We start from the raw sequence: 11,964 nt of genomic DNA, 5'->3' as shown, positions 1-11,964 counted from the left end.
GTCGTATGCTTTTTAATGGGAGGTTCCTCTTGAAGGGCAGAGTCCTGAAGAACCAGTCTTGACCGCCATCACCGCATGCGTAAACCGCCCCTGGATACCCGAGACAAGCCCGGGTATGACGACGTTTTTCTATGGTTTTTCAATGAATTAAACAAACACTTGTCGTCAGAAGCTGAATTGGTCCCGGTGCAGCGGGCTGCAGGCAAAAAGAGTGCATGATCCTAACCTCCCCCTGATAGGGGGAGGTCGGCGCGAAGCGCCGGGAGGGGGTCGGGCCACAAACACTGTGCTAAGTTGCCCGACCCCCTCCCTGACCCTCCCCCTGCCAGGGGGAGGGGGAAAAGTGGTGCTTCATGTGTGAGAGGAATATCAAAGGCAACTGAGTTTATAACGTAAATTATTGATCTTCAGTACAAATAATAATTTCCCGCGTTTGAGCAAGGGTTGAGGAATGCCTTGGAAAAAGCTTCTTTGGTGTATGTGAGTGCTAAATGCCGGAACGGGATTTTATCCCGTTCCGGAACGTTTCGGCGGGGTATGCTACCCCGCCATCCCTGCTTTAGGCGGGGTTGGAAACCCCGCCAAAACATTCCGGAAGGATGTACAACATCCTTCCGGCAGTCGGATCGGGCGTGGTTTTCACAAGCCTTGATGCAGATCATGAAATGTGACGCTTTCTCTTTTTTAAAACGATTCTTTTTATAAAAATAATTTCAGGAAGAAGCGACGGCTGGCGATCCAGGAGGATGCCACCATGAAACTCAAGACTGTGCTCGTTGCCGCTGCCGCAGCGGTGCTTGCCGTTTCCGCCGGGATAGCCCAGGCAGAAGACAGTCTGCTTAAGCAGGCGCGGGAGCTGTTTCAGCCCATTCCGACCTTTCCCCCGCAGCTGAAGGACAATCCGCTGACGACGGCAAAGATCGAGCTAGGCAAGATGCTCTTCTTCGATCCGCGCCTGTCAGCCAGTCAGCTGATCAGCTGCAATACCTGTCACAATCTGGGCATGGGCGGTGATGACAATCTGGAGACATCGATCGGCCACGGTTTTGCCAAGGGGCCGCGCAATGCGCCCACGGTGCTGAATGCGGTGTTCAATGTGGCGCAGTTCTGGGATGGCCGGGCCAAGGATCTGGAGGAGCAGGCCAAGGGACCGGTGCAGGCCGGTGTGGAGATGAACAACCGGCCGGAGGTGGTCGTGGCGACGCTGAAGAGCATTCCGGAGTATGTCGAAGCCTTCCGCAAGGCTTTTCCGCAGGACAAGGATCCGGTGACCTTCGACAACATGGCCAAGGCGATCGAGGCCTTCGAGGCCACGCTGACCACGCCCGATTCCCGCTTCGACCAGTATCTGCGCGGCGATGAAAAGGCCCTGAACGACCTGGAAAAGAAGGGCCTGGCCCTGTTCATCGACAAGGGCTGCGCCGGATGTCATCAGGGCATCAACATCGGCGGGCAGGATTATTTCCCCTTCGGCGTGGTGGAAAAGCCCGGTGCGGACATTCTGCCGCCGGATGACAAGGGGCGGTTCAAGGTGACCAAGGCGAAGGATGATGAATTCTCCTTCCGTGCGGCGCCCTTGCGCAACGTGGCGCTGACGGCTCCCTATTTCCACTCGGGCAAGGTCTGGAGCCTGAGGGAAGCGGTGCGAATCATGGGGGATGCCCAGCTGGGCAAAGGCACCTTAAGCGAGGATGATGTGACGGCCATCACCGCCTTTCTGAAGACGCTGACGGGCCGTCAGCCCGAGATCACCTATCCGTTCCTGCCGCCGAGCACGGAGAAGACGCCCAAGCCGGTGCGCTGATGGCCAAACTCATGCCCAGAAGCGCATGATGAAAATTCGCCGAGTTGCGAATTTTCAAACCACCCACCGCCCCGCGCCCCCTCCCAACCACCCGATATTGTGTGCAAGCAGGGTGCTTGGGCGGGGACGCGGGGCGGATTTATGCCCTATGGTTGGGTTCATGGGCATCACGCCGGGATCAATCGAGCCTGTGGCCCGCCTCATTCTGCAGGCGGGCCTTTTTGTATTCAGGCACAAGGGGATGAAGAGCGGGCGGCTGCAGCTTATTCATGATCGGAGAGGCGCTGCAGGCGGGCGAGCTCATCGGCGCGCTCCTCGAAGGCCTTCAGGATCTTGCGCGAGGCATAATCAAAGGCGGCGTCCATCACCTTCTGCAAAAGGCGGGAGGACATGGTGAAGCGCAGGGAGAAATGAATGTCGGTGCCGCCGCGGCGCGGCTTGAAAAGCCAGCGGTTTTCCAGATCCTTCACCGCGCCTTCGCGGGAGCGGGCGATGACGAGAAGCTTTTCCGCATCGGCTTCCACGTCGGAAACGAAATATTCGCGCAGGCCCAGCTTGGGATAGGCGATCTCCAGCCTGGCGCGGAATTTTTTGACCGGACCGTCCTGCCGCACATCCCAGACCTCGGCGCGCTCGCACAGCGGCACGAAACGGCCGTATTCGCTCACGTCGGAGACGATGGCGAACAGATGCTCGGGCGGATGCGGCAGCCATTTGACGAAGCGATGCGTGGCCATGCCCGGTCATGTAGCGCCGCCGTGGGCGCAAGGCAAGCGAGCTGTCGATGAATGCAACCAGTCGTGGGCGTATAGCCTCCGTTAACCACCTTTCTGAACCCGCCATTTACCCAGGAGGGTTCACAATCCCTGACCAGAAAGGATCAAACGGCATGATCCGCCGTAAAGGGTTCCGTAACGGCAAGCCCCCGCGGCGGCGGGCGGGCATGGGCGGACATGCACAGGGTTTTAAGTGAGGCATCCGATGCGTAGGTCCATCATGGTTGAAAAAAGGGGCCCGGTGAGCGGGCTGGTGATGACGGCGGCGCTGGCCCTGCTGCTGGCGGGCTGCTCCTCTTCCGACAAGCCGGATCCCTTCGCCGGCAAGGGCAGCCCGAAATATACCAAGGCCGGACCGCTGCCCAAGGGCGGCGGGCGCCGGCATGTGGGCAAGCCCTATCAGGTGGCGGGACGCACCTATTATCCCACCGCCCGGCCGAAGCCGGTGGAAGTGGGCATGGCCTCCTGGTATGGCCCCAAGTTTCACCGGCGCAAGACGGCCAACGGCGAGTGGTTCGACATGAACTATCTCTCGGCCGCGCACAAGACGATGCCGCTGCCTTCCTATGTGCGGGTGACCAATCTGGAGAACGGGCGCATGGTTGTGGTGCGGGTCAATGACCGCGGCCCCTTTGTCGGCACGCGCATCATTGACCTTTCAAAGGCGGCGGCGGCGCGGCTCGGGTATCTGCGCAAGGGCAAGGCCAAGGTGAAGGTGGAGTATCTCGGCCCGGCGCCGCTGGGTGATGACCGCGTGCTGCTGGCGCGGCTCAACCGCATGAGCCATGCGCCGCGCCAGACCCTGATCGCCGCAGTGAAAGGCCGCTCGGTGCCGGAGACGCGGCCGGTCATGGTGGCCCGCAACGAGCGGCGGCGTTCGCATGGCGCCGTGTCTGAGGGAGCGCGTATTCAGCCGGCTTCGGCGCCGGGTGCGGGCGGCTATTACGTGCAGGTGGCCTCGTTTGCCGATCCGGCCAATGCCGAAGCGGCACGGGCGCGGTTTTCACGCATCGCGCCGGTGGAGATCCGGCCGGTGGATGTCACCGGCATGCGGTTCTGGCGGGTGCGGCTTGGGCCATTCGAGAGCCGCTCCGATGCCGAGATGGTGTTGCCGCGGGTGGCGCAGGCCGGCGTGGCCGATGCGCGCATTCTCGTGGCCAGCAACTGAAAGGCACCCTGTTCAACGCCTGAACAAGACCGGTGGCATGAACCCCGTGCGCCGGTCTTTTTTTCGATCAGGAGGGGTCGTTCTCAAGATCCGCCATGAGCTCTTCCATGCTGTCAAACGCAGGGAGGCGCTTGCGTTCCTCGGGGTTGCGCACGCGGCGCAGTTCTTCCTGCGTCTCGGCGTTGGGCACATGCAGGGAGAAGGGGATGCCGCCGGTTTCGGCCACGGTGCGGTAGGTCATGGTGATGAGGGCGGAATGGGTCAGGCCAAGGCGCTTGAGGATAGCCTCTGCCTTGCGCTTGGTTTCCGGATCAATGCGGGCACGAACGGTGGCGGTCTTGTTCATGGCTGCTTACCTTTGTTTTTTGCTACTCGATGACGCTTAAGTCTCGCTTTCATCCTCCAGAATGTGTGCAAGGACGTCCTTTGCGTTTTTCCCTTTCGCCTCATGGCCCTTGCCCAATTCAAGCTCCTCCATGGCCGCGCGCGTTTCGGCATTGGGCACATGCAGGGAGAAGGGGATGCCGCCGGTTTCGGCCACGGCGCGGTAGGTCATGGTGATGAGGGCGGAATGGGTCAGGCCAAGGCGTTTGAGGATGGCCTCCGCCTTGCGCTTGGTTTCCGGATCGATGCGGGCGCGAACGGTGGCAGTCTTGTTCATGGCTGTTTTCCTCCAGTATGGGCCACATTGTGGCTACATGGTCAATATAACACATTTCGCGTTTCCTGTGCATTCCCCTCTGCCGTGGCTGGCCTCAGACGGTGAGCCATGCGTTATCCAACGGGGCGATTGATCCGTGATTGGGCTGCGACACCGTTTCGGTGGTTTTTCATGTTTAAGGGGCGGACAAGGCCGGTGGCGAGTGCTATGGAAACGGTGCCTTTTATCCGCTTGCCGGGATCGGTCATTCAGGGAGGTCTGTCGTTGGGATGAAGCCGTCACCAAAAGAGGTTGTCACGCCGCATCCGGAGATCCCCATTCACGTGCCGGAGGGCATGACGCCGGTGGAATTCTTCAATTCGCCTGCCAACCTGCGCAACCTGGCGGAGGAAAACGGCCTGTTCCGCACGCCCGAGAACCTGCTGATGTATCGCAAGCTCATCGGGCATTCGGTGGAGTTCGACACCTCCATCATCCTCGATACCTCACGCAAGATCCTCGACCCGCTGGGGCGGCCGGTGCGGCGCGATCAGATGGAGCGGCAGGCGAAACGGGTGTGGGAGAAGATGACGGCGATCCTGATCGATTACATGCTGGAGCATTATCCCGACCCGGAAGAACACGTCATCCTCTGTGGCGAGGCCTCGCTGGATGCCACCTGGCCGCTGAACAAGCCGGGCGTGCCGTCCATCCGCATGATCCACAACCATTTCATCGTCTTTCCCATGGAGACGCTGAAATCGGCGAAGGAGGCGGATCCCAACAACGTCAACCTTACGGACGCCGGGCACAACTCCTTGTTTTTGCGGCATCTTTCGGATGTCTATCTGGAATTTTTCGAAGGGCTGGATCTGCAGATCCTCAAGGCGGTTTCCGGCGATGACGTCTCGCTCGCCGTAACCGGGTATCCGCAAGGGCTGCCGAGCTGGATTCTTGTGGACGGGCGCGCGCGGCTGCACGACAAGTACTTCTGGTACGAATACGAGCAGATTCTCCTGCGTTTTCTCGATTTCTACCGCACGTTCTTCAATCTCGTCTCCACTGGTGAGGAACGGGTGCCGCCGGAGGCCAATTTTCCCAATGCTGTGGCCGATATTCTCCTGGGCTCCACGAAGTTCGTGCGCGTGGCGCGGGATCTGCGCGAGCGGGTGATCCAGGATCCGCAATTCGCCAACGAGATCCGCTGGCGGCCGGCGTACAAGCAGCTTCTGTATCGCGATGATCAGGGGCGGCTGGTGGTGACGATCTCGCAGAACTCGGTGGGCAATGCCATTACCGAGCTGCTCGGCATCGTGGTGAAACGGGAGAAGAATCCGCTTGCCTATCAGGCCATTGAAGAGGCGCTGGTCAACCGCCTGCTCGATGCGCGCGAGCGCCTGATCGAGGCTGATCTGGGTGAGCCCATTTCCACCCGCCACTGGCCGGGCAACCGCTTCGTGCGATCGTAAGTGCGGCTTGTGGGTTAAGTCCGTTGCCTGTAAGGAGCGGGCCAGGCCTTGCTTGATTGGCGAAGGGAGAGGAGGCCTGATCGGTCAGGCGCGGCGTTCCTCGCTGGCGGTGGTGGCGGATTCGGCGGGCTCCCTGTCCAGCTCGCGCAGGGCGCGGCGCAGGGCCCTGGCCACGAAGGCGGCGCGATGACCGGCGGGGACGCGGCTGCGCAACTCCCGCATCAAGGATGCCGGCAGGAACAGGGCCAGACGCTCCCGCGCTTCCCGGGGCGTATCGTCAATCCGGATATTCACCTTGTCGCCTCCTCGCCACGCAAAACTTCACGTTAGTTCGTCGATCCCGTCCCCATCTTTTGGCATGCATGCCCGCCATCTTGGGCAGGAGTATGACGGAAAATCCTGAAAACTTCGCAAAAGTCCTGCATCCTCTCCTTGAGCCCGGGCTTTTTCGCGGTGTTTTCCCACTGCACCGGCGCGGGATGCTTTGCGATTGCGCACACCTTACGGTAACGTTCCGCCATGAGTGAGCATGAACGACATGATTCGACCCCGGCTTCGGTCATCTCCCTGAAACAGGCGCTGGAGGAGCGCTATCTCGCCTATGCGCTCTCCACTATCATGCACCGCGCGCTGCCGGATGTGCGCGACGGGCTGAAGCCCGTGCACCGGCGGCTTTTGTATGCCATGCACGTGCTCCGGCTCGATCCGTCCGCCGGGTTCAAGAAGTGCGCACGGGTGGTGGGCGATGTCATCGGCAAGTTTCACCCGCATGGCGATCAGGCCGTCTATGACGCCATGGTGCGCCTGGCGCAGGATTTTGCCCAGCGCTATCCGCTGGTAGAGGGCCAGGGCAACTTCGGCAATATCGATGGTGATGGCGCAGCCGCCTACCGCTACACCGAGGCGCGGCTGACGGACGTGGCCATGGCCCTTTTGGAGGGGCTTGAGGAAGACGCCGTTGATTTTCGCGAGACCTACAACGGCGAGGATACCGAGCCGGTGGTGCTGCCCGGCGCCTTTCCCAACCTTCTGGCCAATGGCGCGCAGGGCATTGCCGTGGGCATGGCCACGTCCATTCCGCCGCACAATGCGGAAGAGGTGTGCAACGCGGCGCTGCATCTGATCAAGCATCCCAACGCCGGCATCGAGAAACTGCTGGCGTTCATGCCGGGGCCGGATTTTCCCACCGGCGGGGTGCTGGTGGAGCCGCGGGAGAATATCCGCAAGGCCTATGAAACGGGGCGCGGCTCCTTCCGCCTGCGTGCGAAGTGGGTGAAGGAGGAGCTGGGCCGCGGGCAGTGGCAGATCGTGGTGACGGAAATTCCCTATCAGGTGCAAAAAGCCAAGCTGGTGGAGAAGATCGCCGAGCTGCTTTCCGCCCGCAAGCTGCCGCTTCTGGATGATGTGCGCGATGAATCGGCTCAGGACGTGCGGCTGGTGCTGGTGCCGAAAAGCCGCAATGTCAACCCGCTGGTGCTGATGGAGTCGCTCTTTCGCCTCACCGACCTTGAGGTGCGCATTCCGCTCAACATGAACGTGCTCTCGCAGGGGCGCGTGCCGAAGGTCATGTCCCTGCGCGAGGTGCTGCGCGAGTGGCTGGAGCACCGCATGGACGTGCTCATCCGCCGCAGCTACTGGCGGCTGGAGAAAATCGCGCACCGCATGGAGGTGCTGGAAGGGCTGCTTGTTGCCTACCTCAACATCGATGAGGTGATCCGCATCATCCGCTTTGAGGATGAGCCGAAAAAGGAGCTGATGGAGCGCTTCGGCCTGACGGAGGTGCAGGCGGAAGCCATTCTCAACATGCGGCTGCGGGCGCTGAACAAGCTGCAGGAGATCGAGATCCGCTCCGAGCATGAGGAGCTGGCCAAGGAGCGCGAGGAATTGCAAGCGCTTCTGGCTTCCGAGGAGCTGCAATGGAAGCGCATTGCCGAAGAGGTCCGCGCCATTCGCGACAGGTGGTCGAAGAAGACCGAGCTGGGCCGGCGGCGCACGGAGATCGCCGAGGCGCCGGCGGTGGAGATCGATCTCGAGGCGGCGCTCACCGAGAAAGAACCGATCACCGTTGTCTGCTCGGCCAAGGGCTGGATCCGCGCGCTGAAAGGGCATCTGACCGATGAGCAGATCGCCAAGCTCTCCTACAAGGAGGGGGATTCGGGCCGCTTCGCCTTTCATGCCCATACCACCGACAAGCTCTTGCTCGCGGCGTCATCGGGCCGGTTCTACACGCTTGACGCGGGCAAGCTGCCCGGCGGGCGCGGCGCGGGCGAGCCAGTGCGCCTGTCCGTCGACATGGATGCGGCGGACGAGATCGTGGCGCTCTTTGTGCATGACAAGGACGGGCGGCTGTTGCTGGCCAGTTCCGAGGGCAATGGCTTCATTGTGCGCGAGGCGGACGTGGTGGCCAACACGCGCAAGGGCAAGCAGGTGATGAACGTCAAGCCGCCAGCGAAAATGGTGGTCTGCCGCCGCATTGGCGAGGGGCATGATCATGTGGCCGTGGTGGGCACGAACCGCAAGATGCTGGTGTTTCCTTTAAGCGAGCTGCCGGAGATGGGGCGCGGCAAGGGCGTGCGCCTGCAGCGCTATGCCAAAGGCGGCGAGCTGGCCGACGCCCGCCCCTTCCGCCTGGAAGACGGCCTGCAATGGCAGGATTCTGCCGGCCGCACCCGCACGGAAAAAGACATGCGCCCGTGGCTCGGCAAACGCGCGCAGACAGGAAGGCAGGCACCGAGGGGGTGGAGGTAGGATAAAAGTATGCGGGAGAGAAAATGATGAATGAAGGTAGAGAGTTCGAAGAAGCGGTGAGACGTATAGCTCGGGCTCTTTGGGGAGACCCCGAAGGAGGTGCCGAAAATATAGGAAATAGAGAGTTTGATGGAGTATTTAGAACTTCTGACACTATTTATGTACTTGAATGTACAATTCAAAGGTCAACAAGTAAGTTAAAAAATGACTTGGGAAAATTAAAGAACGCAATAACAGAACTTCGAAGCAGTAAAAGAGATTATGAGATAGTTAGGGGGTTTTTAATTGTGAAAAACGAACTCACTGCAGATCAAAGAGATATAATAAAGCCATTTAAAAAGTATAACATTTGCGTAGAATCTTATGACAGCTTTAGATCTAGAATTTTTGATGGTAATGAATATTTAATGTGCCGTTATAATCATAGATTTGGCAGCACTTATGATTTCGAAAATAATAGAAGTATTATAAATATTAATAAATTTATCCCCATGAACTTTATAAATAAAAAAACAAAAGAAGTTGTTAATTGGGAAAAATTTGAAGATTATATAGATAAAAATGACAGGAATATATATTTAATAGGCAGCTATGGTTCTGGCAAAAGTTTTTCCCTTTATAAAGTGTTTGATAGCTTGGCGTGTAAATATAAAAAGGGAAAATCTTACTTATGTCCAGTTTATATCAATCTTTATGAGCATATTGGTCAAAGAAATCCTCAAGAAGCACTTATGAGGCATTGCGAATTAATAGGGTTTAAAAATTATATGGATCTGATAAAAGCATGGAAAGCTGGATTTTGTCGGATTATTTTGGATGGTTTTGATGAATTATCAGTGTTGCGCTGGACTGGTAGTAGAGATAGGTTAAAAGAGTTTAGAAGGAAGTCTATGGATCTAATTAAAAATTTTATAAAAGATAGTCCTGTTAGGACTTATGTGATTGTTTCTGGAAGGGATAACTATTTTGATAGTGATTCTGAGTTTAAAGATGCTTTAAATATAACAAATGACTGTTTAGTGTTACAAACGACTGACTTTGAAGATACGCAAATCGAAATGTATATGAAAAAAAATGGAATTGATATTGAATATCCAGATTGGCTTCCTGCAAAGCCGTTATTTGTAGATTATGCTGTTAGGAAAAATATTATACCTAAAATGGACAAGAATATGTCTATTTATACTGGATGGGATTCTATATTGGATATGATATCAGATCGTGAAGCTTCGCAGCATGATTCTATTGATAAGGAATATATTAGGCTTATTATAGAGCGTTTGGCAACTTACGCAAGAAAAACTACAGATTCTTTAGGCTTGTTTTCTATAGATGATATAAAAAATGTGTTCCGAGAAATTACAAATCAATATCCAGATGAAAATAGTATGCCGCTTTTAATGCGGTTTCCTGGGTTGGGGCAGTCTTCTACGGGAGAGGGAAGAACATTTGTTGATGATACTTTAGCGCGTGCGGCGATGTCATTTGAAATAATAAAATATATAAAGGCTCCACATCAGTATAAATATCCATTAAAAAGCGAAGAGATTGCAGATTCGATTAGTGAATTAACAATAAATATAATATCAGATTTTATGATTAATTATAAAAGTGAATCATCAATAAATGTACTAGATGTAGCTTCTAGAAAACACAATAATAGTTTCTTGGCAATGGATATTTTTACTATATTTATAAATTCTGGAATACATATTAAAAATCCTAATAATGTTAAAATTTATATAGATGAGGGGATTTCTAATTTTCTTAATTTTTCATGCAAAGAGCAAGAGTGGGCAAAAAGTGTAATCTTGCAGGATGGATGTATTTTAAATTTTGTTAAAATATCTAAAGGTTTTAATTTGAGCTTTCTTCCAGTATTAGAGTCAGGAGTTTATATTTATGAGTTGCAAGGTGTAAGACCTCAGCAATGGGATAAAGTTAATATAGAAAAATATTCGGACGAGGCAATTGTTTCTTCTAAGATTTTAAAGTATGGAGATATGCCTCAATCTATAAGAGTACTTATTACCATATTAAAAAAACTTTTTTTGCAAAAAGGTTCCGCTCGGCAGGAATCGGCATTTTATCGAGGAGCATTGACGCAGTCTCAGAAGGCGATAATTCCAGATATTCTTCGCATTTTGAAGAAGCATAATTTTATATATAATGATGTTACAGCTGATCGAAGACTATGGAAGCCTAACAGATCTTATTCAAATATTGTCAATAAAATAATAGCAAATCCTTTAGACGAGGTTCACCCAATGTTGAAGGAAATAAAAGATTTATGATTAGTTGGAAGTTTTTTTGAGTCTGAAAATCCAAACGAAAATTCGCCTTCGGACGGATTTTTTGACCTCCACTGCCTTGCACCCGCCGCATGTGCATGTACAGCGGGAGAGGGCACTGGCAAAATTCTGGCTGGAACCTGTGGCGCTTGCCTCCTCGAAACACTTTTCCGCGCATGAATTGAGCACATTGTTGCGCTATGTTATGAAACACAGGCAACGGATGCTGGAGACGTGGCATGACTATTTCGGCGGTTGAAGCGCAGGCGCTGGCGCGGGATGTGGTCTTTACGGAAGACGAGATAATCGTCTCGCTCGTGGATGGGCGGCGGATTGCCGTGCCGCTGGCGTGGTTTCCGCGGCTGGCCGCCGCCTCAAGGGCGCAGCGGGAGAACTGGGTACTGCTTGGTGACGGCGAGGGGATTCACTGGCCCGACCTTGACGAAGACATCAGCGTCGCCGGTCTGCTGCGCGGGGCGAAGGCGGCGGGGTGAACGTAGCGCGACTTCTTTCCCATTGCGGGACGGGGATTGTATCCCCGTCCCGAACGTTTGGGCAGGGATTGCATCCCTGCTCATCAGCCGGATGCCGCAACGGAAGACATGGCCGGGTTGGAAACCCGACCAAAACGTTCCGGAAGGGGATGAGATCCCCTTCCGGCGGGAGATGTCCCGGTTGAAAGTTCGAACAGAACGATCCGGAACGGGATACAATCCCACACGACACGACACAACGTCGCCATCTTTCTCGTCACCCCGGCGGAAGCCCACTGGTGTCCAAGAAAGATGATGGTTAGGTGAAAAAAGTACGGGATTGTCCGCCACTTGTGGTAAAAGTGAAGTGTCAAGGCTTGATTTGCCACAAGCGGAGGAACAATCCCGATGTTTGAACCTACCACGCTTCATCGCATTGTCCAACTGCTTCCTGACCGCCTTGTTGAGGAGGTGGTGCGCCGGCATAACAGCGACCGCTATCGCAAGCGTTTTCACACGCGGGCGCACCTGTTGGCGCTGCTGGTGTCACAACTTGGCGCTGTATCGAGCCTGCGGGATGTGGAGACCCTGACGC

12 protein-coding genes are annotated in these 11,964 nt (G+C 55.4%); 8 read left to right on the top strand and 4 right to left on the bottom strand.

All coding sequences use genetic code 11. The features are described 5' to 3' along the window. Positions 1-754: 754 nt before the first annotated feature. Complete coding sequence (locus EK16_RS00980; RefSeq protein ID WP_038033761.1) at positions 755-1,804, top strand: cytochrome-c peroxidase; 1,050 nt, start codon at positions 755-757, stop codon at positions 1,802-1,804. Positions 1,805-2,067: 263 nt separating this feature from the next. On the opposite strand, the gene EK16_RS00975 is transcribed toward EK16_RS00980, so the two are convergent. Further along, positions 2,068-2,541 carry a type II toxin-antitoxin system RatA family toxin gene (locus EK16_RS00975; RefSeq protein WP_038033759.1) on the bottom strand — a complete coding sequence of 158 codons (474 nt, stop codon included), beginning with the start codon at positions 2,539-2,541 and terminating at the stop codon, positions 2,068-2,070. A gap of 259 nt (positions 2,542-2,800) precedes the next feature. Between EK16_RS00975 and EK16_RS11245 the strand changes: the two genes are divergently transcribed. After that, a complete protein-coding gene (locus EK16_RS11245) occupies positions 2,801-3,748 on the top strand; it encodes a septal ring lytic transglycosylase RlpA family protein (RefSeq protein ID WP_051928732.1) in 948 nt (315 codons plus the stop codon). A gap of 67 nt (positions 3,749-3,815) precedes the next feature. Here the strand turns inward: EK16_RS11245 and EK16_RS00965 are convergent, their stop codons facing one another. Beyond that, positions 3,816-4,094: a type II toxin-antitoxin system RelB/DinJ family antitoxin gene (locus EK16_RS00965; protein ID WP_038033756.1), complete on the bottom strand. Its 279-nt coding sequence runs from the start codon at positions 4,092-4,094 to the stop codon at positions 3,816-3,818. Positions 4,095-4,130: 36 nt separating this feature from the next. Continuing rightward, a complete protein-coding gene (locus EK16_RS00960; protein ID WP_038033754.1) occupies positions 4,131-4,409 on the bottom strand; it encodes a type II toxin-antitoxin system RelB/DinJ family antitoxin in 279 nt (92 codons plus the stop codon). A gap of 269 nt (positions 4,410-4,678) precedes the next feature. Here EK16_RS00960 and EK16_RS00955 point away from each other — a divergent pair, with 269 nt between their 5' ends. Next, on the top strand, positions 4,679-5,857 hold the full coding sequence (locus EK16_RS00955) for a hypothetical protein (protein WP_038033753.1): 1,179 nt from the start codon (positions 4,679-4,681) through the stop codon (positions 5,855-5,857). Positions 5,858-5,941: 84 nt separating this feature from the next. On the opposite strand, the gene EK16_RS00950 is transcribed toward EK16_RS00955, so the two are convergent. Continuing rightward, positions 5,942-6,151 carry a hypothetical protein gene (locus EK16_RS00950; protein WP_038033750.1) on the bottom strand — a complete coding sequence of 70 codons (210 nt, stop codon included), beginning with the start codon at positions 6,149-6,151 and terminating at the stop codon, positions 5,942-5,944. 225 nt (positions 6,152-6,376) lie between these two features. Between EK16_RS00950 and parC the strand changes: the two genes are divergently transcribed. From parC to EK16_RS00930, 5 genes are all read left to right on the top strand, one after another. Then, complete coding sequence (parC, locus tag EK16_RS00940) at positions 6,377-8,605, top strand: DNA topoisomerase IV subunit A (protein ID WP_051928731.1); 2,229 nt, start codon at positions 6,377-6,379, stop codon at positions 8,603-8,605. A gap of 23 nt (positions 8,606-8,628) precedes the next feature. After that, the gene (locus EK16_RS12095; protein WP_156098411.1) at positions 8,629-10,899 is read left to right on the top strand and encodes an NACHT domain-containing protein; all 2,271 of its coding nucleotides are present in this window, start codon (positions 8,629-8,631) and stop codon (positions 10,897-10,899) included. A 91-nt stretch (positions 10,900-10,990) separates the two neighbouring features. Further along, complete coding sequence (locus EK16_RS11800) at positions 10,991-11,155, top strand: DUF4160 domain-containing protein (protein WP_231573554.1); 165 nt, start codon at positions 10,991-10,993, stop codon at positions 11,153-11,155. Next, a complete protein-coding gene (locus EK16_RS00935; RefSeq protein WP_038033747.1) occupies positions 11,136-11,390 on the top strand; it encodes a DUF2442 domain-containing protein in 255 nt (84 codons plus the stop codon). Before EK16_RS11800 ends, EK16_RS00935 begins: the two co-directional genes overlap by 20 nt. Positions 11,391-11,777: 387 nt before the next feature. Then, positions 11,778-11,964: DUF4372 domain-containing protein (locus EK16_RS00930; protein ID WP_038033744.1), on the top strand; the 187-nt coding region annotated here is incomplete at its 3' end.

The organism is Thermopetrobacter sp. TC1 (assembly GCF_000746275.1).
In the GTDB taxonomy this organism is placed as follows: domain Bacteria; phylum Pseudomonadota; class Alphaproteobacteria; order Rhizobiales; family Aestuariivirgaceae; genus Thermopetrobacter.
This window is presented reverse-complemented; position numbering and strand designations above follow the sequence as displayed.